Origin of the sequence: Hephaestia sp. MAHUQ-44, from assembly GCF_023806085.1 — a bacterium.
In the GTDB taxonomy this organism is placed as follows: domain Bacteria; phylum Pseudomonadota; class Alphaproteobacteria; order Sphingomonadales; family Sphingomonadaceae; genus Sphingomonas.
Genome location: NZ_JAMSLX010000013.1, coordinates 67,394 through 90,989 on the forward strand (window position 1 = coordinate 67,394; position 23,596 = coordinate 90,989).

The 23,596-nt window shown below is 66.9% G+C and carries 24 protein-coding genes; 6 read left to right on the top strand and 18 right to left on the bottom strand.

Translation table 11 applies throughout. The annotated features are described in order from the left end of the window. Positions 1–5: 5 nt before the first annotated feature. The 7 genes from trbJ to NFE57_RS13485 are packed head-to-tail and all read right to left on the bottom strand — an operon-like array spanning position 6 to position 7,220. On the bottom strand, positions 6–725 hold the full coding sequence (gene trbJ / locus NFE57_RS13455) for a P-type conjugative transfer protein TrbJ (protein WP_252136100.1): 720 nt from the start codon (positions 723–725) through the stop codon (positions 6–8). Next, complete coding sequence (gene trbE, locus NFE57_RS13460; RefSeq protein WP_252136101.1) at positions 722–3,196, bottom strand: conjugal transfer protein TrbE; 2,475 nt, start codon at positions 3,194–3,196, stop codon at positions 722–724. The genes trbJ and trbE overlap by 4 nt, the downstream gene beginning before the upstream one ends. After that, a complete protein-coding gene (locus NFE57_RS13465; protein ID WP_252136102.1) occupies positions 3,190–3,447 on the bottom strand; it encodes a VirB3 family type IV secretion system protein in 258 nt (85 codons plus the stop codon). The genes trbE and NFE57_RS13465 overlap by 7 nt, the downstream gene beginning before the upstream one ends. Beyond that, positions 3,444–3,776 carry a TrbC/VirB2 family type IV secretion system protein gene (locus NFE57_RS13470; protein WP_252136103.1) on the bottom strand — a complete coding sequence of 111 codons (333 nt, stop codon included), beginning with the start codon at positions 3,774–3,776 and terminating at the stop codon, positions 3,444–3,446. The genes NFE57_RS13465 and NFE57_RS13470 overlap by 4 nt, the downstream gene beginning before the upstream one ends. Then, positions 3,773–4,765: a P-type conjugative transfer ATPase TrbB gene (trbB, locus tag NFE57_RS13475; RefSeq protein WP_252136104.1), complete on the bottom strand. Its 993-nt coding sequence runs from the start codon at positions 4,763–4,765 to the stop codon at positions 3,773–3,775. Before trbB ends, NFE57_RS13470 begins: the two co-directional genes overlap by 4 nt. Further along, positions 4,762–5,175, bottom strand: a complete 414-nt coding sequence (locus NFE57_RS13480; protein WP_252136105.1) for a ribbon-helix-helix domain-containing protein — start codon at positions 5,173–5,175, stop codon at positions 4,762–4,764. The genes trbB and NFE57_RS13480 overlap by 4 nt, the downstream gene beginning before the upstream one ends. An 11-nt stretch (positions 5,176–5,186) precedes the next feature. Continuing rightward, entirely contained in the window at positions 5,187–7,220 is a 2,034-nt protein-coding gene (locus tag NFE57_RS13485; protein WP_252136106.1) for a conjugal transfer protein TraG, read from the bottom strand. A gap of 189 nt (positions 7,221–7,409) precedes the next feature. Here NFE57_RS13485 and NFE57_RS13490 point away from each other — a divergent pair, with 189 nt between their 5' ends. After that, positions 7,410–8,006 (top strand): DUF6088 family protein, encoded by a 597-nt coding sequence (locus tag NFE57_RS13490; RefSeq protein WP_252136107.1) that lies wholly within the window; start codon positions 7,410–7,412, stop codon positions 8,004–8,006. Then, positions 7,999–8,967 (top strand): nucleotidyl transferase AbiEii/AbiGii toxin family protein, encoded by a 969-nt coding sequence (locus NFE57_RS13495; protein ID WP_252136108.1) that lies wholly within the window; start codon positions 7,999–8,001, stop codon positions 8,965–8,967. The genes NFE57_RS13490 and NFE57_RS13495 overlap by 8 nt, the downstream gene beginning before the upstream one ends. Before the next feature lie 69 nt (positions 8,968–9,036). Here NFE57_RS13495 and rlxS read toward each other — a convergent pair whose 3' ends face one another. The 7 genes from rlxS to NFE57_RS13530 all read right to left on the bottom strand — a co-directional run bounded on the left by rlxS (position 9,037) and on the right by NFE57_RS13530 (position 14,972). Beyond that, entirely contained in the window at positions 9,037–11,007 is a 1,971-nt protein-coding gene (gene rlxS, locus NFE57_RS13500; RefSeq protein ID WP_252136109.1) for a relaxase/mobilization nuclease RlxS, read from the bottom strand. A 641-nt stretch (positions 11,008–11,648) separates the two neighbouring features. After that, positions 11,649–11,807 carry a hypothetical protein gene (locus NFE57_RS13505; protein WP_252136110.1) on the bottom strand — a complete coding sequence of 53 codons (159 nt, stop codon included), beginning with the start codon at positions 11,805–11,807 and terminating at the stop codon, positions 11,649–11,651. A 304-nt stretch (positions 11,808–12,111) separates the two neighbouring features. After that, on the bottom strand, positions 12,112–12,786 hold the full coding sequence (locus NFE57_RS13510; protein ID WP_252136111.1) for a lytic transglycosylase domain-containing protein: 675 nt from the start codon (positions 12,784–12,786) through the stop codon (positions 12,112–12,114). After that, the gene (locus NFE57_RS13515; RefSeq protein ID WP_252136112.1) at positions 12,774–13,244 is read right to left on the bottom strand and encodes a S26 family signal peptidase; all 471 of its coding nucleotides are present in this window, start codon (positions 13,242–13,244) and stop codon (positions 12,774–12,776) included. Before NFE57_RS13515 ends, NFE57_RS13510 begins: the two co-directional genes overlap by 13 nt. A gap of 91 nt (positions 13,245–13,335) precedes the next feature. Continuing rightward, a complete protein-coding gene (locus NFE57_RS13520; protein ID WP_252136113.1) occupies positions 13,336–13,575 on the bottom strand; it encodes a helix-turn-helix transcriptional regulator in 240 nt (79 codons plus the stop codon). A 180-nt stretch (positions 13,576–13,755) separates the two neighbouring features. Continuing rightward, positions 13,756–14,079: a DUF736 domain-containing protein gene (locus tag NFE57_RS13525; RefSeq protein ID WP_252136114.1), complete on the bottom strand. Its 324-nt coding sequence runs from the start codon at positions 14,077–14,079 to the stop codon at positions 13,756–13,758. A gap of 422 nt (positions 14,080–14,501) precedes the next feature. Beyond that, entirely contained in the window at positions 14,502–14,972 is a 471-nt protein-coding gene (locus NFE57_RS13530) for a Ros/MucR family transcriptional regulator (RefSeq protein WP_252136115.1), read from the bottom strand. Between the two features lie 185 nt (positions 14,973–15,157). On the opposite strand from NFE57_RS13530, the gene NFE57_RS13535 reads away from it, so the two are divergent. The 3 genes from NFE57_RS13535 (at position 15,158) to NFE57_RS13545 (ending at position 16,748) form a co-directional block, all read left to right on the top strand. After that, positions 15,158–15,349 (top strand): hypothetical protein, encoded by a 192-nt coding sequence (locus NFE57_RS13535; protein ID WP_252136116.1) that lies wholly within the window; start codon positions 15,158–15,160, stop codon positions 15,347–15,349. A gap of 95 nt (positions 15,350–15,444) precedes the next feature. Further along, positions 15,445–16,002, top strand: a complete 558-nt coding sequence (locus tag NFE57_RS13540; protein WP_252136117.1) for a methylated-DNA--[protein]-cysteine S-methyltransferase — start codon at positions 15,445–15,447, stop codon at positions 16,000–16,002. Further along, on the top strand, positions 15,999–16,748 hold the full coding sequence (locus tag NFE57_RS13545) for a 2OG-Fe(II) oxygenase (protein WP_252136118.1): 750 nt from the start codon (positions 15,999–16,001) through the stop codon (positions 16,746–16,748). Before NFE57_RS13540 ends, NFE57_RS13545 begins: the two co-directional genes overlap by 4 nt. Before the next feature lie 125 nt (positions 16,749–16,873). On the opposite strand, the gene NFE57_RS13550 is transcribed toward NFE57_RS13545, so the two are convergent. Together NFE57_RS13550 and NFE57_RS13555 are read right to left on the bottom strand one after the other, a co-directional pair. Further along, entirely contained in the window at positions 16,874–18,694 is a 1,821-nt protein-coding gene (locus NFE57_RS13550) for a ParB/RepB/Spo0J family partition protein (RefSeq protein ID WP_252136119.1), read from the bottom strand. A 224-nt stretch (positions 18,695–18,918) separates the two neighbouring features. Further along, positions 18,919–19,905: an ArdC family protein gene (locus tag NFE57_RS13555; RefSeq protein WP_252136120.1), complete on the bottom strand. Its 987-nt coding sequence runs from the start codon at positions 19,903–19,905 to the stop codon at positions 18,919–18,921. Between the two features lie 581 nt (positions 19,906–20,486). On the opposite strand from NFE57_RS13555, the gene NFE57_RS13560 reads away from it, so the two are divergent. Further along, complete coding sequence (locus NFE57_RS13560; RefSeq protein ID WP_252136121.1) at positions 20,487–22,211, top strand: ATP-binding cassette domain-containing protein; 1,725 nt, start codon at positions 20,487–20,489, stop codon at positions 22,209–22,211. A gap of 10 nt (positions 22,212–22,221) precedes the next feature. Here NFE57_RS13560 and NFE57_RS13565 read toward each other — a convergent pair whose 3' ends face one another. Together NFE57_RS13565 and NFE57_RS13570 are read right to left on the bottom strand one after the other, a co-directional pair. Further along, positions 22,222–22,623, bottom strand: a complete 402-nt coding sequence (locus NFE57_RS13565; RefSeq protein ID WP_252136122.1) for a DNA -binding domain-containing protein — start codon at positions 22,621–22,623, stop codon at positions 22,222–22,224. Between the two features lie 127 nt (positions 22,624–22,750). Continuing rightward, positions 22,751–23,044 carry a hypothetical protein gene (locus tag NFE57_RS13570; RefSeq protein ID WP_252136123.1) on the bottom strand — a complete coding sequence of 98 codons (294 nt, stop codon included), beginning with the start codon at positions 23,042–23,044 and terminating at the stop codon, positions 22,751–22,753. Positions 23,045–23,596 lie beyond the last annotated feature (552 nt).

Genomic DNA, 23,596 nt, shown 5'->3' on the forward strand with positions numbered 1-23,596 from the left:
GGCGCCTATTCCGGCGTGTAGGCGTGGGCGGAGCCGAGGAACCGGCGTGTGCGCTCGCGGGCCGCTGCCATCGCCTGCGCCTGACGGGCGCGCTCCAGGCTCTCGGCCCGGTATTGCGCGGCCATCATCGACTGGATCTGAAGCGACTGGCGCGCGGACAGGGCGAGAAGCTGGTTGGCTGCCTGCTGCGCCTGCAGGCCGCCGTCGGTCGCCTGGCTTCGCTCGACCAGCTCGGTCAGCAACGGCCCGTCGGAGCGGATGTTCTCGGCGACCTGAGCCTGAACCCGCATGGCCTGCCGGTACGCCTTCATCGCCGCCTGCATCTGTTGCTGGGCGTGACGGACCATGTCGTTGGTCGACATCGCGGCGTCGAACACTTCCGGGTATTGCGCGGCGAGCGCGGCGTCGGTTCCGGCCACGTCGAAGGCGACGCCCTGGGCCTGGGTCATCAGCGTGTCGATGCGCTGCATCGACCGGGTGATCTGGTTCACCGACGAGAAATCGAGCCGCTGCAGGTCGTGCGCCATGTTCTGAAGCATGGTCGCCTGGTTCTGCAGACTGGTGATCTGGTTGTTGATCTGCTGGAGCGTGCGCGCCGCCGTCAGCACGTTCTGGGAATAGTTGGTGGGATCGAACACCGTCCATTGCGCGGCGGCCGGTGTCGCAGGGAGCGCGGCCGCGCCGCCGGTGAGGATCAGTGCGATGAGCGCGAGTCTGCGATTCATGAGAACAACTCCTTCTGTTCGGGGGTGAAGGGCGCAGCCGCGGCTGCACCGGGGTAATCACGCAGGAGCGCCGCGGCCCAGGACAGGTCCCGCGCTTCGAGAAAGGCGGCGGTGAAGCCGTCCGGGCCTTCCTCGCGCCAGAGGTCGTCGATGAGGATCTGGGTCGCGGGATCGGCGGCGCCGGCGAACGCCAGGGTGATCGCGCCGAGCGCCAGTTCGAACAGACGGTTTCCGCGTCGGGACTGGAGGTAATAGTGGCGCTTCGGCGTGGCGCGGGCGATCAGCTCGATCTGGCGGTCGTTGAGGCCGAACCGCTCATAGGCGGCGCGCGCCTGCGGTTCGATGGCGCGGTCGTTGGCGAGGAAGATGCGCTGCGGACAGCTCTCGATGATGGCGGGCGCAATGGCGCTGTCGGCGATGTCGGCGAGGCTCTGGGTGGCGAAGACGACGCCGACGTTCTTTTTTCTGAGCACCTTGAGCCATTCGCGGATGCGCGCCGCGAACAGAGGATTGTCGAGAAAGACCCAGGCTTCGTCGAGGATCAACAACGTCGGCCGGCCGTCGAACCGCGCCTCCAGCCGATGGAACAGATAGGTCAGCACAGGCGGGACGACGCTGACGGTGTTCATCAGGGCTTCGGTCTCGAAACACTGCACGTCCGAAAGCGTCAGGCGGTCCTCGGCTGCATCGAGCAACCGGCCGAACGGCCCCTCCAGTGTCCAGGGCGCCAGCGCCGCTTTCAGCGCATGCGACTGGAGCAGCACCGACAGGCCGGTGAGCGTGCGTTCCTCGGGCGGGGCGCCGGCCAGGCTGGTCAGCGCCGACCACAGCGCATCCTTGACCTCGGGCGTGACGGCCGCCTTTTCATGGGCCAGCAAGCCGGTGATCCAGTCGGCGGCCCAGGCCCGTTCGGCCTCATGGTCGATGTCGCGAAGCGGCTGGAAGGCCAGCGCCTTGCCGCCCGTTCGCTGCTCACCCAGTGCGTGATGGCCTCCGCCCATGGCCAGGGTGGCCGCGCGGGCGGAAAATCCCTTGTCGAAAATATAGACCTGGGCGCCGGCGTAGCGGCGGAACTGCAGCGCGAGCAGCGCCAGGAGAACGGACTTGCCCGCTCCGGTCGGCCCTACGACCAGCATGTGACCGACATCGCTGACATGGGCCGACAGGCGGAACGGCGTCGCCCCGCTGGTTTCCGCGTGCAGCAACGGCGGTCCGTCCAGATGAGCGTCCTGCGCCGGCCCCGCCCACGCTGCGGACAGCGGCACGAGATGGGCCAGGTTCAGGGTGTGGACCAAAGGCTGGCGGACATTGGCGTAGACATGACCGGGCAAGCTGCCGAGCCAAGCTTCGACGGCGTTGACCGATTCCCTCAGGCAGGTGAATCCGAGCCCGTTGACGATCCGCTCGACGATGCGGACCTTTTCGTCGGCCGCCGCCCGGTCGTCGTCCGATACGGTGATGGTGGTGGTGAGATAGCCGAAGGCGACATGGTCGCCGCCAAGCGCCTGCAACGCCAGGTCGGCGTCAGCCACTTTGTTGTCCGCGTCGCTGTCGGTGAGCGGAACCGGTTCGTTGGTCATCACCTCGCGCATGAGCTGGACGATCGACTTGCGCTTGTTGAACCACTGCCGCCGGACGCGTGTCAGCGCCTTGTTGGCGGCGGTCTTGTCGAGGCAGATGAATCGTGTCGCCCAGCGATAGGCGAAGGCCTGGTGGTTGAGCGCGTCGAGGAGGCCCGGCCGGGTGGTATTGGGAAAGCCCAGGATCGTCACCGTCCTCAGATGCCGATCGCCGAGCATCGGCTCGATCCCGCCGGACAAGGGCGTGTCGACCAGCAGGCCGTCGAGATGCATCGGCGTCTCGGGCACGGCGACGAGATGCCGGCGGGTCGATATGCAGCCGTGCAGAAAGGTCAGGGTCTCAGCGTCGTCGAGCGCGCAGATCTCGGGCATGAAGCCGCTGAGGAGATCCAGCACGCGGTCGGTTTCGGCGATGAAGGCTCGCAACTCCTGACGCCAGTCGCGCCCGGCTTGCGCATCCTCACGCTCCAGTAGAGCGCGCTCGGCCCGGCTGACCTGATCGGCGGGCGGCAAATAGTAGAGCGTCAGATGATAGCGGCTCTCGAAATGCTGGCCGCGTCGTCCGTCGAAATGGCCGCGCCGCTCCTCATCGACCAGCCACGAGGCCGGATCGGGGAAGACACTGTCGGGATAGCCCAGCGCCTCGAGGCGTTCGGCGTCGAAGAACAGGGCCCAGCCCGAGCCCAGGCGACGCAGCGCATTGTTGGCGCGCGCGCAAACCGACACCAGCTCGGCTTCGGTCGCCGATTCGAGATCTGGTCCCCGAAACCGGAAGGTCCGCTGGAAGCCGCCGTCTTTGTTGAGGACGACACCCGGCGCGACCAAGGCGGCCCAGGGAAGATAATCGGCGAGCCGATCGGCGCCGGCGCGATATTCCCGCAGCGCTAGCATGACAGCCACCCCTTCTGGCGCAGGTGGCGCACGCCGACGGCGGCGAAGTCGGGATCGCGTCGCGCCGCGAAGACCGCCAAGCTGTGTCCCGCCAGCCAAATCACCAGTCCGGCGATCCATTGCTGGAGGCCCAGACCCATGGCTGCGGCGAGCGTGCCGTTGAGGATGGCCACGCCGCGCGGCGCGCCGCCGAGCAGGATCGGCTCGGTGAGAGCCCGGTGCAGCGGGACGTCGAAGCCTTGGATGCTCATGCGACCAGCGCCCCGCCGCCGAACGAGAAGAACGACAGGAAGAAGCTCGACGCGGCGAAGGCGATCGACAGCCCGAACACGATCTGGATCAGCTTCCTAAATCCGCCGGAGGTTTCGCCGAAGGCGAGCGCCAGACCGGTGGTGATGATGATCAACACCGCAACGATCTTGGCGACCGGCCCCTGGACGGACTCAAGAACCTGCTGGAGCGGTTCCTCCCAGGGCATGCCGGAACCAGCCGCCAGAGCGGCGGCGGGAAGGCACGCGGCAGTGATCGCGAGCGCGAAGACGACGGAACCGGACAGGCGGGTCTTGAAACGAGCGGTCATGAAAGGTCTCCTTTAAGCAGGGCTTTGAGCTGGGGGGGATTGAGGTCGGTGACGGCGTACCCGTCGTCGCCGTCGAGGCCGGTGACTTCGGCGACGGTCTCGATCCGGCGTCCGGCGCCGCGGCCGCGTATGAACACGACCAGGTCGATCGCCTCGGCGATCAGCCGGCGGGGAACGGTGAGGACGCCCTCCGCGACGAGCTGTTCGAGCCGGTAGAGCGCGGCGTGCGCGGAGTTGGCGTGGAGCGTGGCGATCCCGCCGGGATGACCGGTGTTCCACGCCTTGAGCATTTCCAGCGCCTCGGCGCCGCGCACCTCGCCGATGACGATGCGGTCCGGGCGCAGGCGCAGCGTCGACCGCACCAGATCGGCCATGCCGACCACGCCCGGGCGGGTTCTCAGCGCGACGGTATCGGCCGCCGCACATTGCAGTTCGCGTGTGTCCTCGATCAGGATGATGCGCTCGTCGAGGTCCGCCATTTCGGCGAGCAGCGCATTAGCGAACGTGGTCTTGCCCGAGGACGTGCCGCCGGCGATCAGGATGTTCTTCCGATCGGTCACCGCGCGGCGCAGGACATCGGCCTGAACCGGGGCCAACAAGCCATCGGCGATGTAGTCGTTCAGCAGGTGGATTTTCATCGCGGGCTTGCGGATCGCGAAGCACGGCGCGGCTGCAACAGGCGGCAGCAGGCCTTCGAAGCGTTCGCCGCCGCCAGGCAGTTCGGCGCTGACGATGGGTGCGCCGGCGTGCACCTCGGCACGGACGTGGTCGGCCACCAGGCGAACGATCCGCTCGACGACCGTCGGCGCGAGAACCACGCCCGTATCGACGCGGCCTTCACCCAAACGATCCAGCCTGAGCGCGCCGTCGGGATTGACCATGATTTCGATGACCGCGGGATCGGCCAGCGCGCGTTCGATGGCGGGCCCCATGGCCGTGCGCAGCATGGCGCGGCGGCGGTCGAAGGTGATAGGATTGGCGCTCGTCATACGGCGCTCTCCCCGAGTGACAAGCTGGCGTCGCCACCGGTTCCGGCCATCCTCCGACCGACCTTATCGATGAATTTCTGGAAACGGTCGCGGCCGACCGCGCGCGCGGCGGCGTCGGGTTCGGGCAAGCGCGCGTTGAGGCAAAATTGGTCGTGTATGAACAGCGACAGGCTTTCGAGCAGGACCTGGAGGTCCTGATCGGTTCGACCGAGCTGATGGCTGATCCGATCCAGGCGCCGCCCGAACCGGTCGTCGAGGTCGTGTCCGCCTTGTCGGGAGAGCCAGGCGTCCAACGCCTCGACCAGGATATCGGACCGGGCGACGCCGGGGCGGGCGGCGAGTTCTTCCAGACGGTCGGCGAGCCGGGGCTCGAGAAACAGCTGGTAGCGGACCTTGTGGCGATTGAGCATCGACCGGACCTTCAAAAGTTGGGGAGGAGTTGATCGTCGCGGTCGCCGCCTTCGCTGATGGCGTAGGCGCGAGCGATGTTGGTGAGCGTGGTCATGGCGCGTCGTTCCGTCGCGGGATCGCCGTCATCGTCGTCTCCGGGCGTGTGTTCGGCTTCAGCCGCTTCGTTCGGCATGGCTGCGTCTTCAGGCTGGAGGCCGGGATGACGCTGCTGCTGGAGCCCGCCGTCTTCCTCGCTGAGCGCCTCGGCGGCTTCGTCAGCCTGGGCGGCGAGGCCGGCGTGCGGCGCGCGCACCTGACCGCCCCAATCATCGGGCCGCGGTTGGGGCCGATCGACGTAGACGCCGTCCATCAGCGTGGGCGGCCGCATCACCCGCGATGCGAAGTTGCGATCTTCATAGTAGCGCAGCTTTTTAGCCCGGATCGGCGCGAGCCCCGAGACCATCACCAGTTCGTCGGCGGGCGGAAGCTGCATCACCTCGCCGGGCGTCAGCAGCGGACGGGCGGTCTCCTGGCGGCTGACCATGACGTGGCTGAGCCAGGGCGCGAGCCGATGTCCGGCGTAGTTGCGTTGCGCACGCAATTCGGTGGCGGTGCCCAGCGCGTCGGAGATGCGCTTCGCGGTGCGCTCATCGTTTGAGCTGAACGCGATCCTGACGTGGCAATTGTCGAGAATGGCGTTGTTCTCGCCATAGGCCTTGGAGATCTGGTTCAGCGATTGGGCGATCAGATAGGCGCGGATGCCGTAGCCGGCGATGAAGGCGAGGGCGGTCTCGAAGAAGTCGAGCCGGCCGAGCGCCGGAAATTCGTCAAGCATCATCAGCAGCTGATGCTTGCGGCTCTTCCTAGGGTCGCCTTCCAGCCGCTCGGTGAGGCGACGGCCGATCTGGTTCAGCACGAGCCGCACCAGCGGCTTGGTGCGGCTGATGTCGGACGGCGGAATGACCAAATAGAGCGAGACCGGCGACGCTGCGTCGACCAGATCGGCGATGCGCCAATCGCAGGCCGCGGTGGTGATCGCCACGGTTGGATCGCGATACAAGCCGAGGAAGGACATCGCCGTGGACAACACCCCTGAGCGTTCGTTTTCCGACTTGTTCAGCACCTCGCGGGCGGCCGAGGCGACCACGGGGTGAACCTGCGGTTTTTCCTTTGTGCCAAGGTGGTTGGTCGCCATCATCCGGCGCAGAGTGTGCGCGAAGCTGCGCTGCGGATCGGATAGGAAGGTGGCGACGCGCGCGAGGGTTTTGTCCTCCTCGGCGTACAGCACGTGCAGAATGGCGCCGACCAGGAGGCTGTGCGACGTCTTCTCCCAGTGGGAGCGCCGTTCCAGCGCGCCTTCGGGATCGACCAGAATGTCGGCGATGTTTTGAACATCGCGGACCTCGTCGGCGCCTTTGCGCACCTCCAGCAGCGGATTGTAGCGGGCCGAACGGGCGTCGGTCGGATTGAACAGCAGGCAGTGCGAGAAGCGCGCGCGCCACCCTGCGGTCAGCGTCCAGTTCTCGCCTTTGATGTCATGGATGACGGCGCTGCCGGTCCAGGAGAGGAGGGTCGGCACGACCAGGCCGACGCCTTTGCCCGAACGTGTCGGTGCGAAGGCCATGATGTGTTCGGGGCCGTCATGGCGCAGGTAGCGTGATCCCTTGCGGCCGAGGAAGACGCCGGCGTCCTGAAACAGGCCGACCTTCTCGATTTCCGCTCGCGTCGCCCAGCGCGAGGACCCGTAGGTCGTGACGTGTCGGTTCTGCCGCGCCCGCCACAGCGAGCCCGCGACCGCCGCGCCGCAGGCGGCGAATCCGCTCGCACCGGCCAGAAGTCCGGCCTTGTCGAACACCGTCGGCGCATAGGCTTCATAGTGATACCACCAGTCGAACAGCGCCCAGGGGCGATAGACCGGCCAATCGAAGACGATGATCCACGGCGCGCCGAGCTGCGGTTGATAGCCGAGCATGGCGGCGGCCCATTGTGTTGCGGCCCACACGCCCAGGATCACCATGCCGAAGCAGATGACGATCTGGCCGATGAGCAGCTTTGTGGAGGTCACGCGCGGTCTCCCGACTCACGCGCGGCGGGATGCGGCGCGGGTCGGGTAGAGGATTCAGTCCGTCTGGTCCTCGACCGTTATCTTGGTTTCGCCCGAGTTCGTCCGGGTTCGCGTGGGTTGGCGGAGCCGGCCTCGCGTGAGGCTTGAATGTGTCAGAAACTCGGTTATATTTCTAACACTGGAGCCGCTATGTCTCACTTGTCCGAATCCATTCTTCACCACGCGGCGAGTCTGCCGGAAGGCGGAGCCTTGTCCGCCAAGGGGCTCCTGCACCTCGGTGCGCGGCCTGCAGTCGATCAAGCGCTTTCACGTCTCGTGCGCCGGGGTCATCTCCTGCGCGCGGGCCGGGGGCTTTACACACGACCCATCCGGACGCGTTTCGGCTCCAGACCGCCGACGCTCGAGACCTTGGTTGAAGGCCTCGCCAGGGCCAAGGGTGAAACCTTGGTCCCGCACGGCGCCGCTGCGGCCAACGCGTTGGGTCTCACGACGCAAGTGCCCGTTCGAACGGTCTATTTGACGTCGGGACGAACCCGGACCTTGCAGCTGGGCGCGCAGCAGATTGAACTTCGTCACGCGCCGGCATGGCAGTTGATGTTCCCTGGAGCCCCGGCTGGCGAGGCGGTTCGCGCGCTGGCGTGGTTGGGCGAAGCGAAGGCAGGCGAAGCCATGCGGCATCTGCGACGCGTGCTCCCGCCGAGCGCGCTGGCCCAGATCGCAGACGCCCGCACCCGCATGCCGACGTGGCTGGCCGCGCAGGTGAGCCGGTTGATTGCCCATGCCTGACCGCTTTCTCGCGCTCTCCCGGCAGGACCGCGCGGACGCTCTGGCTGTCGTCGCCGGCGTATCGGGCAGGCCCGTCCATCTGCTTGAAAAGGATGTGTGGGTGGTCTGGGCGTTGCAGGCGCTGTTCGCCTCGCCCTTCGGCACCCATCTGGTGTTCAAGGGCGGCACGTCGTTGTCCAAAGGCTATGGTGCTATCCGGCGGTTCTCTGAAGACGTCGACCTCACCTATGACATTCGCGCGATCGCTCCAGATCTCGTGGCCAACACGCCCGACGGACTGCCGGCGAACCGCAGCCAGGAAAAGCGTTGGTCGAAAGACATCCGCGCGCGCCTGGTGAGCTGGACGCATGATGAGGTGCTTCCCGTATTGGCCGAGGCGATCGCCGTTGAGCGGTTGTCAGTCCAGGCGCGGGTTGAAGACGATGTGGTCTATCTCGATTACGATCCGCTTGCCGTAGGCACCGGCTATGTCCGGCCTTCGGTCATGCTGGAGTTCGGCGGACGGGCGACGGGCGAGCCTTGGAAAGCCTTGGCGGTCTCCGCCGACGCCGCAGCCCATCTCCCGCAACTTCAGTTTCCAAGCACGGTGGCCCAGGTGATGCGCGCCGAACGCACCTTCTGGGAGAAGGCGACGGCGATCCATGTCTACTGCGCCCAGGGGCGCTTCCGCGGCGCCGCCCGGTTTGCACGTCACTGGCACGACCTCACGCGGCTCGATGCGGCCGGCTATGCAGCCGCGGCGCTGGCGGATCGCGCGCTCGCAGAGGCGGTCGCCATCCATAAGGGGCCTTCTTCGCGGAGAAGGACGCCGATGGGCGGGCCATCGACTATGCGGCGGCGGTCTCCGGAAAACTTCACCTTGTGCCGACAGGCGAGGCACTGGCGAGGTTGGCGGATGATTACCGCCATATGGTCGAAGACGGGCTGCTGCTTGATGACGCTGAATCCTTCGATGCGTTGATGGAGCGTTGCCGTGTGATTGAAGCGCTGGCCAATCAATGACGCCGATGGGTCGATCGGACGCCGTCGCTCACGACACCGAAGGACCGCCCCGGTCGCGCCCGATCGTCCAACTGACGCCGCCGCGGCGCATGATGCCGGATACAGGTTCGCCGGCATGGCCCTCCAGGACCGGACGCCACGGCACGAGGGTGAACTCGCGAGCCTTCTCGATGACCGCGTAGCGGCCCGACGCCAGTTCGATCGGCCGGCGATAGACGCCTTGAATGCGGTCGCCCATGCGCGCCTCGGCGTAACCCAGACCCAGCTCCTTCGCGAGGCCACCGGCGACGCGGCGCAATTCACGCTGACGCAGCACCGTCAGAAGGTCTTCGCGATAGACGATGCGGTCTTGATCCTGCGCCGCCAGACCCTGGTTGATCAGCCATTGCTGACGCCGTGCACGAGCGGCGACGACGTCCGCCCCAAAACCGCTGTCGTGCCTCGCCTCCGGGCTGGTCGCCAGCAATTCGCGATCCAGCCATGTCGCGCCGTCAGCGGTGATCTGCTGTTCCAGAGGGATTGACGACAGAAGGTCCACTGCGACCGGCGCGGCGCGGGCGCGCTTGAGTTCGTAGGCGGCGGCGCGTTCGAGATGGTCCGGAGCAATGATCCACGTCCCGTCGGACTCGCGTTCGACCCCGCCGGTCATTCGTCGTATCGCCTCGAGGCGTCGCACATGGGATTGGGCGAAGCGTTCGGTGGCGGACGGTTCGTGGCGCAGATGCAGGTCGATGCTGTATCGGCCGCCGTTCGCTGCTGCGATCTCGATCACCGCGCGATCCGAGGCGCGAGGTTCCGTCGGCGTCGGCGAGAGCTTCACGACAGCGTCTCTGGAGATCAACCCGGTCGCCGTTCCGCGTCCGATGTCGACATAGTGGGTCCGGCCATCGGTCGCATCTATGATCAGGTAGTGGCGGTCATGGGCTTCCTCCGACAGACCGCGTTCGACGACCCGCCCGACGAGCGGCGACATGGTGGTCGGATCGGCGATGGCGATGTCGCGCGGGGCCCGCACCATCGCTTGTCGGGTGAAGGCGCGTTGCAGGGTGCGGATGATGTCGCCGCGCTCGCCCATGCGCCGCAACGTGTCCTCGATCCCCTCGGCGAGCCTCCAGCGCCCCGTTCCTGCGTCTTGGGCCAGGCCAAGCGCGGCAAGCTTGCGCAGCCGTCCCGCGCGCAGTGTCTGGTGAAACGGGTTGTGGTCAACGGAAGACACGGTTCGGGTGTCGTCCATATCGCGCAGGAGGCGGCGGTCGATGCTGGTCAGCCGTTCCTGGTCCATCTCGCGCCGCAGTCGGTCCTCGATTTGAATGTCCGTCCGCGGCCCCAGATCGACTTTCACCAGCTCGGCGGCGCGTTCGCGCAGGCCGGCTGTCAGATACTCCGGCGCGATGATCAGATCCGCGCCACGCTCCGTCTTTCCCCGCAGGAGAATATGGGTGTGCGGATGGCCGGTGTTGAAGTGATCAACCGCGACCCAGTCAAGCCGCGTGCCGAGGTCCGTCTCCATCTGCGCCATGACGCGCCGGGTCAGCGATTTCAGGTCCTGATATTCGGCGCCGTCCTCGGGGGAGACGATGAACCTGAACTGGTGGCGATCGCCGGCCTGGCGATCGAGGAAGGTCCGGCCGTCAGTCTTGTCGTGTTCCGCGCCGTAGAGCTGACCGGGCTGGCCGTCGCGCGTGACGCCTTCGCGGCGGATGTAGCTGAGATGCGCGCGGGCTGCATCCATGGCTTTGGAAGTTCCCATGGCGATGATGCGCGTCTTCACCATCACGCGGCGTTGTCGGTAGGCGGCGAAGCGGTCGCGGCTTCCCAACAGCCGTGCGGCCACCGCGCCGCGTCCGATGCGGCTGCCGTTGAAGCCCTTGCGGTGCGGCTTTCGGCCGCCAGCTCGAGCCCGCGCGTGCAGCACCTGCTTGAGGTAGCGCCGCCCGGCCTGACCGGGCTGCGCCCGCAGGCGTCCGAGGCGAGGCTCGAAATCGTCGTCCACGGCCACGTCGCCGACTCCTCGTGAAAAAGGCCCTTCTCTCCAGAGCCTTGTCCACATCGATCACGCAGATCAACGAGTCTCGCGACACCCTCTGCGGCATCAACGACTTACGGGCCGCCTGTCTCGCTAATTCGAGGGTTCGCTCGACTTGTCTCGCGAAAAAACGATGTGCAGACAATGTCTTGGGCTCGCTTGCGAGACCAAGCTTCAATCTTGCCCTAGCCGATTTGCCGCTCATCCGACATCCGCCGGCAGCCATCCGGTGTTCGCAAATCCCCACCGGCGACCGGCCCTGATCATTTCACGCCGTGGAGTGAGCCGGGGCGTTTCTCAGCGTCGCTCAGCCGCCGCCACCCGGGCTGCGCGCCATTTCGCGCGGCGTTCCGCAGCCGCCCAGGCGGCGCGATTTCGGGACAAACTCCGCCGATTGAAAAAGGCGCGGATGGTGTCCTCGGACAGGTGCGAGACCTCGAGACGCACCCACCACGCTTCGCTTCCAATCGGGCCGTTCGTTCCGCGTCGATATCACCCATCCGTACGCCTTCCAGCGTCTTGTCGGTGCTCACTGCGGTCATAATCGGAGGACGGGACATCGTCGACAAGGACGAAACGGTGCGCTGACGTCGCCGTTTCGTCCTCGACGGCGCTCATTCGAGCGCCTTCAGCCAGGCCTCGAACGCGTCGTCTTGCGCCGCCAGCGCCCGCTTGGCCGTGGCTAGTTCGCTTTCGATCTGGCGGCATTCCTCTGCATTGTTGCAGTTCCCAAGCTCCGCCCGCAGTTCTTGAACCTGCTGATAAATGGTCATCGTCGCCTCCTGATTTTCCGGAAAGGATGGCGTCGCAATTCGGGATGGATCCGACCGGGTCAGGGATCGCGAAGCGACCGCGGAGCGGCGATGGGGGTCACGATTTTTCTCGGCGGCGCACCGTGCTTGGGGTGAGCGACGACCGTGATCCGCCGGGAAAAATGGTGGGGCCCCGTCGTCCTTGAGGCGGTCGGAGCCGTCCCGAATACTGGTTCGATCCGAGCAGACAGCCTGCCTCTCGCTCGCTTCGACTTCCTCCCGCATTCTGGTGATCAGGTGTCCTTCGACGGCCTTGGTCCGACGTTCAATCAGGTGTTCTGGCCCCAGGCGTGATCGCCTTGCGAATGACGAACAAGCTGCCCGGTAGTGGTGCTTGCGCCAGCGGATTCACGGGCGACGCGAGGGGCTGAAGCGCGAAGAATAGCCGCTCCCCAGAGACGACAGCGGGCGGCATGGACGGGGCGGACGGTGGTGGCGCGATCTGGGCGATGTAGGCCCGGGTTTCTAGAGGAAGTGGGCGGCCCGTCGCCAAGTGATCGGCGTAGCGGCCCGGTCCAGCGTTGTAGGCGGCGAACAGGCCGGGATAACCGAAGCGGTCGTACATGAGCCGCAGATAGGCGGTTCCGGCCATGATGTTGTCGCGAGGATCGTGCGGATCGGGTCCGAGGCTGTATCGCCGCCGCAACGCCGCATAGGTGTCCGGCATGAGCTGCATGAGGCCCATTGCGCCGGCGGACGAGGTGGTCGGACGCCCGTTGAGGCGGGTGCGACCGGCGCTTTCGGCCTGCATCACGGCGATGATCCAGGTCTCCGGAACGGCGAACCGCCGCGAGGCTTCGGTGATCAAAGGATCCCAGCGGGCGAGAGTGGGCGTCGCCGGAGCGGCCGCCGAGGCCGGCTCAACAGCGTCGTCGGCATGAACGGGGGCAGTCATCATCGCCAAAAGAAGGGTGGCGGCGATGGGCTTCAGCGCAGCCACAGCGGGGTCGCCTCGCCGATCACCACGGTGGTTGGAAGCGGCCCGAAATAGCGTCCGTCGAACGATTCCGTTGCATCGTTCAGGAGCAGGACTTCGTCACGACCGAGACGACGGCAACCGCGCCACCACGGCAGAGAACGGCCTTTCCAATCGGCGGCGAGGCGCGTCGCTGCGGCCCGTTCGTTGATGTAAAGCGTGGCGCCAAGCGTGCAAACCTTGTCGCCGTTGGCCGCGGCGATGCGCTTCAGCAGCGGCACGTTCATCGGCAGGTACCGGCGTTCCGCTGCGAGACGACGGACGGGCAGGGGCGGTCGCACCAGCACCATGTCGCCAACATCGACCGCGGCGTGCGGATCGATGCGCCAGAACCCGATCGGGGCGCTGGCGCTGGGATTCCAGATCACGCGCGGCGCGGTGTCGTGGGCCTCGAGATCGGCGGTGACCGCAATCAGCAGCAATCCACCTGCTGAGGCGGCGAGCCAGCGGCGCCTCTGCGCGCGGCGGCGCCGGTTCGTCGGCGCGCGCCAATCGACCAGGTTGATCCGAGGGTCAGCCATGGCGGCCGCTGCGGCAGGCGGGCTTGTGATTGGTCAGCGACCAGTGATCGAGATCATCGATGTGGTAGCGAATGAAGCGGCCATGACGACGATAGCGCGGGCCGCCGCCCTGGCTGCGCATGAGCTCCAGGGTCGATTTGTTGAGGCCGATATAGAAGGCGGCCTGGGCCGTGTTGAGGAACGGACTGCCGCGTCGGGCGCGTTCGGCGCGTGTGTTGGCGTCTTCATCCACCGTGAACCTCCCGTCGCTGTGTCCACGAGCGATCGGTCGGATCGCCCGTGGACGGTGTGATTTGAGCGGGGAGGGGGCGCGGATGGCAGGCCCGATTCCGGCTCCCCCGGAAATCGGGCGGGGGCGTAAAGCGAACGAAAAGGCCCCCGCGCCCTTGGGGCGCGGGGGTAGAGCGACGCCTTAGTCGACCGGATTCCAGATCAGGGCGAAGGCGTCGTCGTCATCCTGACCGGCGGCGCGGCCGAGGTTGACGTAGATGCGGCGCGGCCCGAATTCCGGCGCGGCGAGGCTAAGGGAGACGTAGTCCTTGCCCGACACTTCGCCGGTCCGGATCCAGCCGGCGCCCAGTTCGACGCCGCCGCTCAACACCCGGTAGTCTGGCTGGCTGGGCGCTGATTTCTCGTGATTGGGCGTGATGTCGATGTCGGCGCGGATCGAAAGCGTCTTGATCTGACCCTTGAAGCCGCCGACGTCGGTGCGGGTGACATAGCCGATTGCAGACATGGGAATGGTCCTTTCTTCACTTCGTCGGGGCTGATCCCCGGCGATGTGCGGACCGTGTTGGGCGGGCTGGCGCGGCTGAACCCGAAGGGGCGAAGCACCGGAGCGAAGGGCTGTTTTGCAGCGAAGCGGCCGCGAGGAGCCGCGTCTTGCGCGGCGGGGAAAACAGTCTGTACGCGATGGTTTGCGGCCGGGCCGGACCGCCCATAGGTCGTCACGCACCGCCGGGTGTCGTGCCCTGGCATGTCGAAAGCGGATTACGACCATCCCCGGAAGTGGCGGTCGCCCCTCGCGTCGAAGCCAGGGGCGGAGCGCGGAAGAGGCAGGAACAACCGCAGACATGCGCACCAGCGCGGTGAGGGCGAACCCTCGACCGGCGAGCCAGCGCCGTGTTCGGCGCGGCTAATGGCGCAGTCTGACGATCGCTAAGGGCGGGGTCGCTTCACCGGACGCTTGGCCGGCTTAGTTGGTTTGACGGGTTTGGTGGCGGTGGTCTTTCGCCCCAGGCCGATCGCCTTAGCCATATCGCGCCGCATCTCAGAATAGCCTGGCGCGATCATCGGATAGTCGGCCGGGAGCCTGTAACGGCTGCGATATTCATCGGACGTCAGACCGTGGGCGCGCAGATGCCGTTTGAGGCTAGCATAGGGCTGGCCGTCGATCATGGAGAGGATGCGGTCGCGGTTCGCCAGCGACTTGCGCGCGCTGACTGCTGCGACAGGCGCCGGTTCGAAAATCGCGTCGTCTATCGTCCCCAGTCCGGCGAAGGCGGCGTGGGCTGCGGCGATCAAGCCGGGTAGATCGGCGGCGGCGAGGGTGTTGTTGGCGACAAAGGCGGCGACAACATCGGCAGTGAGGCCGATCAGATCAGACGATGGCGTGGTGTCTTGGGACATGCGAAACCCCGAACAAGATAAGGCCCGGGACGCTAGCGCATCGTCCGTCCATATCAACCCGGCGCTCATTGGAATCGCGGCGGACCGTCGCGCCTTCGTTTCCACGGCGTGCGTCCATTGAAGGAGGGCGATCATGCGGTCTGGGTCGGACTCGTATCAACCTCACGTTGCGGGCCGTGCTCTAAATGGCCGTCCAGCCGCTGATCCCGTCGTCCAGCCCGGATACGCTCAGGGCCTTGGTCATCGAGCATATCGGCGATTTGGCTCGCGCCGGGCGCGCCGTCTGGCATGGTCACAACGACGGCGCCATCGAGGTCTGGTTCATGACCGGCGAGATTTTTCTCTTGGAGAAACATGCCGTCACTCGCCTCGCTTGAGCGCCGGTCAGAAAAATATCGATTCCAAAGCAAGGATCGGAGTTCGAGGACGCAAGGGTGCGCGTACCAAAGGTGCAGGAACCAGGAGTATCGACATGCCCTTTATCAATCCCGCACCGCATCGCCCGAATTCAGGACGAGAGACAGAGTCGGCCGAGGCGATCACGTTCCGCGTCATCGACACCGAGCTTGGCCAGATTCTGGTCGCTCGAAGCGCGTTGGGGGTTTGTGCGCTCCTGATCGGTTCTGGCGCCGACACCTTGGCAGGCGATCTCGAAAGCCGCTTCCCCAGCGACCAAGCCGTACGAAGCGAGGACAGTGTCCGCGCGGATTTCGACAAAGTCTTGGCATTCCTCGATGCACCAGCCGAGGGCCTTGATCTGGATCTCGACCTGCGCGGCACGTCGTTCCCACAACAGATATGGAAGGTTCTTCGCAGCGTACCGGCCAGCGTGACCCTCAGCTATGCTGAACTTGCGCGGCGGGTCGGCGCGCCGAAGGCGGTTCGGGCCGTGGCCAGCGCGTGTACGGCCAACGTCGTCGCGCTCGCCATTCCCTGCCACCGGGTCGTTCGCTCGGATGGCGCTCTTTCGGGCTATGCCTGGGGCGTCGAGCGAAAACGCGCGCTGCTCGACCGGGAAGCACGGGCATGAGCGACCTCGGAACCGTTGAAGGGCCACCTGTAGAGGCCAAATCCATCGCGGATCGCGTCAACTCCTGTGACTGGACCGGTTTGCACGCACAGTTGGATAGCGGCGGGTGCGCCATCCTGGAGACACTGCTGAGGCCAGAGGAGTGCGGGAGCATCGCCGCGCTTTATCCGCATGAAGAGCATTTCCGCAGTCATGTTCACATGGCGCGACATGGGTTGGGCAAGGGTGAATATCGTTATTTTCGATATCCGTTGCCCGATCTGATCGGCGGTTTACGCATCGCGCTCTATCCTCATCTCGCGGAAATCGCGAACGCGTGGAACACCCGTATGGGGATGGAGCGGCGATACCCGGCAGACCATGCGGAATTGCTTCGGCAGTGCCGCGACGGGGGCCAGACGCGGCCGACGCCGCTGCTGCTCCAGTATGTGCCTGGAGACTATAATTGTCTGCATCAGGACCTTTACGGCGACCTCGCATTTCCGCTGCAGGTCGCCATCTTGCTCTCGGAACCGGGCGAGGATTTCACAGGTGGGGAGTTCGTGTTGACCGAGCAACGGCCACGCATGCAAAGCCGCGCCGAGGTCGTGCCGCTCAAGCGAGGTGACGCTGTGGTGTTCGCTGTCCACCACCGTCCAGTTCAGGGTGCCAGGGGAACCTATCGAGTCAATCTTCGACACGGCGTGAGCCGTCTGCGCTCCGGCATGCGCCATGCGGTGGGAATCATTTTCCATGATGCGCGATGAAACGCCCAGTCGTTGGGCGTTTCGACACCGCCGGGCAAGATTGCGGGCGTCGCCTGGCTGAGAGAGATGGACGCAGCAGCGAAAGAGGGGCGGGCGGCGGAAAACCGCCGCCCGCCCCTTAGGCGTCACACCGTAAGGGTGGCGTCCGGCTGGGCGGCGTCCGGGGGTCGCGCGGCCTCGGATGCGACCGAATCTTGGGCCGGTTCAGGCGCGGGCAAGCGCCGGGCGACGGCCTTGACCCGGCTCCACCGGTCCAGCGGCGCGAAGGGCCGGTCGGTGTAGCGGGCCGGGGGAAAGGACAGCCAGCGCGGCGTCCACCCCTCGACCTTGGGCCGGTCGTTCGCGCCGTCGAGGAAGTCGCAGACGATGGCCTTTTGCGTCTTTACCTTGCCCGAAAGATTGGCGTCGGCGATGCGTTTGCCGCCGACCTCCTTGAGGAGGGCGTTGGCGACGGGGCGGTCGCGGATCAGGTCGAAGAAGACCGGATCAGGGCTCCACCATGCGCTCATGTTCACCTTGAGCGCTGCGCCGAGGATTTCGACCAGCGCGCCGCCTGCATGGAGGGTCTCCCCCATGACCACGGCGGCGACCGCGCCCACCTCGTCATCAGACAGACGGCTGAGGCGGGCGAACACCTGCGCCGTCACCGTCTCGTCGCAGCCGCCGCGCGTTACGGTCGGGTCGTCCGGGCCGAAGCCCAGTTGCGCGAGCACGACGCGGCGTTTGGCGTCGAAGGCGGTTTCACCCGCACAGGTCTCGACGCTTTCGGCCACGGCGTCGTTGCGCACCGACTGGTCCTCGATCTTGACCGACCATAAAGGCGACCCGGCGACCGCGTGGGCGACGAGAAGGCGAAGGGCGACGCCGGGATGATCGGTCAGCACGGCGCGCGCCGCCGCATGGCGATGCAGGTCGATATAGGTCTGCATCGTGCTGGAGACCTCGGACCGGCCTGAGGCCGGGTCCAGACCGGCGGCCTGCGCCTCGGTCCTGGCGGCGGCGGCGCGGGCGCGCCGGGCCTCCTTGCCCGAGACATAGCCTTCGTGGACCGTGACCTCTCCGCGTGCGCTGACGGCGATGAAGACCTTGCCGCCGTTCGCCTTGGCAGTTTTCTCATGGTCATAGGCGTGGAAATAGTCGCCTGCGTCCATCACCTCGACCGCCGTCCAGCCGTCCTCCAGATAGCGGTCGCGCAGCGCGGCCACCGCCTTGTTCTGCTCGGTCCAGAACAGGTCGGCGTCCTCGAAACAGCCGTCATCACCGAACAGGTCGGTGACGATGCGGCCCGGATAGGTCGCCAGGTCGAACAGGGCGGCCTTAGTCGAGATCGACTGTCCGCCGAATAGCCACGCCTTAAGCTGCGCGCCGGTCGGGGCGTATTGATCAGGATCGTCATAAAGGGCGAGCCAGTCCTTCTGCCGGGTTTTCGAGGCCAGCGTCAGGTGGCGGACGGTGCGCGCGTCGAGAGCGTCGGCGGCGTAGAGGGCGCGGACGCGCGGCAGGAGACCGCCGAGCGCGAGGATACGCCGGACATAGAGGTCGGTCAGGCCGAAGGTGCGTCCGATGTCCTCAAGGGTCCGACCTTGCCGGACCAGACGGGTGAAGGTCTCCCACTGGTTGACCTCGTCGGGATCAAGCCGCGCGAGGTTTTCGATGAGCGAGGCCTCCAGCGCCGCTGCATCGTCGCCCGGCTCCATCACGGCGCAAGGCAGCGGGTCGGTTTCGCCGCTGTCTTCAAGAAGGGTGCGCGCCGCGAAATAGCGGCGTCGTCCGGCGACGATTTCGAAGGTCTCGCCTTCGCCGGAGGGGCACACGAGCAGGGGCACGAGGACCCCGCGCGCGCGGACCGACGGCAGGATGTCGGAGACGTCCGGGGCCTGCCGGTGGTGGCGCATGTTCAGCTTGGAAATGCTGAGCTTGCCCAAATCGATGTTTGCGAGTTGCATGACAGTCTGCTCCTTGGGGAGTGGACCGGTCCCGTCCGTTCAATCGTTCCTGCGGGTGACGGGCGGGGCCAGATTTTGCGCGGAAAGAGCCGCGCGCTCGTCCGTCGCCGGGTTCGGCGTTCGGATCGGGATTTCCGCCGGACGCCTCGGTCCGACAGGAGACGGGTTCGGTCCATGGGCGGACCCCGGCGCGCTGCGCCGCAAGGGGATGACGGGACCGGCGGTCACGCCGCGATCCCTTCGGCCTGCGCCGCCAGCGCGAGCGGATCGGGCGGGGCGAAGGCGAGCAGGAAGTCTGCGGCCTTCGACGCCTGAGAGGCGGCGCGGAACAGGGCGCGGTTGTCCTCGCGCAGAACGCTCAGCCAAGAACCGAGATAATCGGCGTGACGGACGGTCGGAACAACGCCGAGGGCGGCGCACAGGAAGGCGCTGCCCATTTCCGCCGCCAGTTCCTCGCGGGCGTAGGCGGGGGTTGCGAACCCGCCCGACTGGTCCCGTCCGAGCCGGGTCGGATGACCGGTCCAGTGGGTCAGTTCGTGGAGCGCGGTGCGGTAATAGTCGACGGGTGCGAAGAAGGCGGCTTGCGGCGGCACCCGGATGAAATCGGGGCCGGGGGCGTAGAAGGCGCGGTCGCCGCCGATGCGCAGGTCTGCGCCGCTGGCCGCGATCAGCGCCTCGGCGCTGGGGATGATGTCACGTTCGGTACGTGGCGCGGGGGCGGGCGCAAGCCGGTCCAGTCCCTCGCACTGGTCGAGATTGAAGACGGTGAAGCGCTTGAGGAAGGGCACGACGCGGGCGTCTTCGCCGGTCTCGCGGGCGCGCGCCTTTTCGGCTTCGGGCGTGAAATGGTGGGCGTAGACGACGGTGGTCCCGCGTTCGCCCTTGCGGACGGCCCCGCCCGCCGCGAGTGCCTGACGGAAGGTCAGCCAGTCGTGTGAGGCATGGCCTCCCGCGAAGGTCGCGCCCCACAGGAGCAGGATGTTGACGCCGGAATAGCGGCGTCCGGTCACAGCGTTGCGGGGAAGGGCGGGGGCGTCGGTTCCGGTAGGGCCCCAAGGCTGCGCCCATGGAAAAACGCCTGCCTCAAGCTGGGCGATGATGGCGTCGGTCACTGCATCATAGAGATTGGCGCGAGGGTTCGGGGCGGGCGATGCCCGTCCCGTCTTTCTTCCCCCTGTCCGAGGGGGCTGCGGCTGGCTGGTCGGGCGCATGACGGTCCTCCATCCCCGCCCCAAAACCCCAGGGCCTCCCCCGGAAGCGGGGGTGGGCGGCGACTTGCGACCGGCAGGACCCGCAAGAGCGGGCGGCGGAACCCACCGGCGGCGTGGAGCGCAGCGGAAGGCCGGCCAGGGCCGCCCTGCGGAGCCGGCTCGCCGGCTTGCAGCCGCCTGCTGCGGGTCCAGAAGGGAGCGCCGCCCACTTCCGCGCCACCGGGAGAGGCCCCAACAGACATGCCGCCGCGCGGCGCGCAGCGACCGTAACGGGGGCGTTGCGGGGGCTCGCCCCCGCATGAAGGGGTGGCGGGAGACCGTTTTCGGGCTCACGCCCAGGGGAAGGCCTTCCCCTCTTTGAACCTTCGATTTTCGAACGCGACCGTGCGCAGCGCTGGCTGAGACGGTGCAATTCGCCATGGCGGGCTTGAATCGACGATCCCGCCAGACCGCTGTTGTCGGTCATCTGTCGGACCGTCGGAATCGTAAAGCCGGGCTTGCGGGCAAGGCATAGGCTTGATGCGCACCGCTGCGAGCGGTGCGCGCTGACATGGCGCAAAAGCGGTAATGAGGAGGTGGCCGTGGGTGCGTTGGCGGTCCTCAGGAGCCTGATCGGCCTCATGGCGCAGCCGGCGCTCGGCCTGCGGCGCGACCTTGTGCTCGGGACGCTGATCGAACTGGTGGGAATCGGCCTGACGACGATGGGGCCGTTCGTGCTCAAGATACTGGTGGACCGGCTGGCGGACGGCGACTTGTCCATGCCGGTCGCCGCGGCATTGGTGACCGCTTTCGTGCTCACCTGGTCGGGGGCGACCTTCACCGCCGCGCTCAAATTCCGGCACACGATGCGGCTGATCGACGGCTTGTCGCGAGCGTTGATCGGACGGGCGATGGCGTCGCGGCTTCCCGACGCCGCGTCGCGGCGTGACGGCGACAGCGGGCGCACGCTTGGCCAGCTCGAGCGGCTCCCGTATAGCCTTCAATTGGTGGTCGACGGTCTGATCGGCCGGGTCGCGCCGATGACGGTACAGCTGGTCGTCAGCCTCGCGGCGGCCGCGACGGCGGTGCCGATCGGTTATGTGCTGATCCTGGCGGTGGTTCTGCTGGCCTATGCCGGCGCGACGCAGGGCGGCGCAGGCCGTTTTCACATTCAGGCGAAGGCGACCAATGCGGCGGCGACGGGCGTCTCGCAGCGGATCGGCGACGTGTTACGCAATGCGCGCCGTGTCGTGCTGAACGGCACGACGGCGCAGGAGCTGGCGGCGATCGACGACGAGGTCGGCGTCAAGCGCGCGGCGACCGAACGACTGTCGTCGATGCTGATCGGCACGGCGGCGGTCCAGTATCTGGTGATCGGCGCGGGGTTGGTCGTGTTGCTCGTCCTGGCGGCGAACGACGTCGGGCGAGGGCGGATCACGGTCGGCGATTTCGTGCTGCTCCAGGCCTATGCCTTCCGGCTCGCGGTCCCGCTCGGCGGGATCGGCTTCATCGTGCGCCAGGCCGGGGTGTCGCTCGCCAATGTCGGGGAGGTGCTGGCGATCGGCGGCGGCGGGACCAACGGGGCCGTGCCGCGCCATCCTGCATCGCCGGCGACGTCGATCCGGCTTGAGGGCGTCGGCTTCCGCTACGGCGGACCCGAAGCGCCCGACGTGCTGAGCGGGGTCGATGCCGCCATCGCCCCCGGCGCGTTCGTGGTGATCGCCGGCGCGAACGGCTCGGGCAAGTCGACTTTGGCGCAATTGACGGCCGGTTTGATGGAGCCCAGCGAGGGCCGCATTCTGATCGACGGCCAACCGGCGCAGGCCGATGACCGGCTGCGTCGGCTGCTTTACGTTCCCCAGCTCGTCGGCCTGTTCAACCGCACGCTGCGCGACAACGCCCTTTATCCGCCGACGCGGCTTGACGATGTCGGGCTGGCGGCGCTGCTCGACGCCTGGCGGTTCCATCCCGACGGCCGCGCAGCTGATCTCGACCTGATCGTCGGCGAGCAGGGCGAGCGTTTGTCGGGCGGCCAGATCCAGAAGCTGGAGCTGGCGCGCCTGACCGGCGTGGAGGCGCCGGCAGTGTTGCTCGACGAGACCACGTCGGCGCTTGACCGGCCGAGCGAGGCGGCCGCGATCGCCGCGTTGCGCGACGCCTATCGCGGCCACACCACGCTGATCCTGGTCAGCCACCGGCTGTGGCTGGCGGAAGCGGCTGACATGGTGGTCTTTCTCGAGGCCGGGCGGGCCGTGGCCGGCGATCACGCAACACTCGCGGCGACATCGCCGGGCTACCGGGCCTTCTGGGCGATGAAGGGCGGATGACCGCATGAACTCATCCGCGCAGAAGGCCGCGCCATTCGCCGTCGACGAGGCGTTCGCCGGTGCGCAGGAGGCGCAGAACGGTCTTTCTGAGGTCGTTGTTGCCTTCGTACCATTCGCGCTCGACGCGCGCGCGGCCGAACAGGGCGATGGCGATTTCACGCTGGCTGGCGCCGGCGCGTCGCCCGTCATGGGCGCGCAGGGCGTCGGCCCAGCGGCGGGCGCGACGCACGGGAGGATAGAGGTTGGCGGGAATGCGGCTGAGGCGCTTGAGCGCGAGCAGGCGGCGCAGGGTCATGACGCGCGGCTCGGCGCTGTCGAAACCGGCGATGCGGTAGCGCAGCCGCACCGGGCCATCGGCGAGGCTCGCACCGGCGGCCGTCAGCGCCAGGCGTCGGGCCCCATCGACGATCAACAGCTCCTCGCGGCCGCGGGCCGCCCGCCGCAGCCAGGCCGGGCAGGGGAGGCTGGCCAGGTCGAAGGCGTCGGGATCGTCGGCCCGGCAGGTTTCCGCATCGGCTTCGAGGACGGCGGCGTGCCGTTCAGGCGACCAGAAGACCAGGGGCGGCGCATGGACGTCGTTGTCCGGGTTGAAATCGCCAGCCCCACAGACCCTCCCTGGCGTCGTCGAGCGGCGTGTCTGCGATCATGAGCCGGACCATCGGCGCGCGCTCGAGCATTTCGAGCGTTCGACACCGCAGCAGCCGGGGCGCGTCGCGCGCGGCCCGCATTGCGGCCTGCCAGGCCCATCCGGCGCGATCGAGGGTCAGCAGGCGATCGTAAGGCTGCCGGTCTTCCCAAGCCAGCACCGCTGCGTCGACATCGTCCTCTCGCATGGGCGTCCTTTCCATGCAGCCGTGCGGCCGGGACGCGCCTTGGATGGAAGCGGCGAGCCCGGCGCAATGCTAGGGAAGCGGAGGCGCGGCAATCTTCACGAATATGGCGGCGGTTTCACCTATCCGACTGAATTGACGAGGAATCGCGAGAATTGTTTCGGTAGCGGCTGGTGCAGTCACGTCAAATGGATGAACCATTGCCCGGCAAATGCGGATTTGCGAAAATTGCAGGGCCACCGCGCTAATTGCAATGATGGTCTTGCGCTCTATCCCTGTCGTTCAGGGGCCGATCACGACCTGAAAGCGGTCGCTCTCGAAATTGTTTGCGACATGGGCGCATGGCAGCAATGTTCGACGATCCGGAATGTCCGCTTCCGGGCGGCGAGCTAGTGAAGCTGCCCTTTGTTCATGAAGTCGGACCAAGAGTAAGCGTGGCCTGGAGGCCGCGGTTCAGGCGGCTTGAGCGATGGGCTGATCGACAGGTGGCTGCCAATTCCATGGGAGCAGTTCGTCCCAGCGGGTGGCGGGCCAATCGGCTGCGATCTTGCTGAT

Excerpts from the sequence above, each read along its gene's own strand:
- trbJ (WP_252136100.1), bottom strand. The coding sequence starts at position 725 with ATGAATCGCAGACTCGCGCTCATCGCACTGATCCTCACCGGCGGCGCG.
- trbE (WP_252136101.1), bottom strand. The coding sequence starts at position 3,196 with ATGCTAGCGCTGCGGGAATATCGCGCCGGCGCCGATCGGCTCGCCGAT.
- NFE57_RS13465 (WP_252136102.1), bottom strand. The coding sequence starts at position 3,447 with ATGAGCATCCAAGGCTTCGACGTCCCGCTGCACCGGGCTCTCACCGAG.
- NFE57_RS13470 (WP_252136103.1), bottom strand. The coding sequence starts at position 3,776 with ATGACCGCTCGTTTCAAGACCCGCCTGTCCGGTTCCGTCGTCTTCGCG.
- trbB (WP_252136104.1), bottom strand. The coding sequence starts at position 4,765 with ATGACGAGCGCCAATCCTATCACCTTCGACCGCCGCCGCGCCATGCTG.
- NFE57_RS13480 (WP_252136105.1), bottom strand. The coding sequence starts at position 5,175 with ATGCTCAATCGCCACAAGGTCCGCTACCAGCTGTTTCTCGAGCCCCGG.
- NFE57_RS13490 (WP_252136107.1), top strand. The coding sequence starts at position 7,410 with ATGTCTCACTTGTCCGAATCCATTCTTCACCACGCGGCGAGTCTGCCG.
- NFE57_RS13495 (WP_252136108.1), top strand. The coding sequence starts at position 7,999 with ATGCCTGACCGCTTTCTCGCGCTCTCCCGGCAGGACCGCGCGGACGCT.
- NFE57_RS13505 (WP_252136110.1), bottom strand. The coding sequence starts at position 11,807 with ATGACCATTTATCAGCAGGTTCAAGAACTGCGGGCGGAGCTTGGGAAC.
- NFE57_RS13525 (WP_252136114.1), bottom strand. The coding sequence starts at position 14,079 with ATGTCTGCAATCGGCTATGTCACCCGCACCGACGTCGGCGGCTTCAAG.
- NFE57_RS13530 (WP_252136115.1), bottom strand. The coding sequence starts at position 14,972 with ATGTCCCAAGACACCACGCCATCGTCTGATCTGATCGGCCTCACTGCC.
- NFE57_RS13535 (WP_252136116.1), top strand. The coding sequence starts at position 15,158 with ATGGCCGTCCAGCCGCTGATCCCGTCGTCCAGCCCGGATACGCTCAGG.
- NFE57_RS13540 (WP_252136117.1), top strand. The coding sequence starts at position 15,445 with ATGCCCTTTATCAATCCCGCACCGCATCGCCCGAATTCAGGACGAGAG.
- NFE57_RS13545 (WP_252136118.1), top strand. The coding sequence starts at position 15,999 with ATGAGCGACCTCGGAACCGTTGAAGGGCCACCTGTAGAGGCCAAATCC.
- NFE57_RS13550 (WP_252136119.1), bottom strand. The coding sequence starts at position 18,694 with ATGCAACTCGCAAACATCGATTTGGGCAAGCTCAGCATTTCCAAGCTG.
- NFE57_RS13555 (WP_252136120.1), bottom strand. The coding sequence starts at position 19,905 with ATGCGCCCGACCAGCCAGCCGCAGCCCCCTCGGACAGGGGGAAGAAAG.
- NFE57_RS13570 (WP_252136123.1), bottom strand. The coding sequence starts at position 23,044 with ATGCGAGAGGACGATGTCGACGCAGCGGTGCTGGCTTGGGAAGACCGG.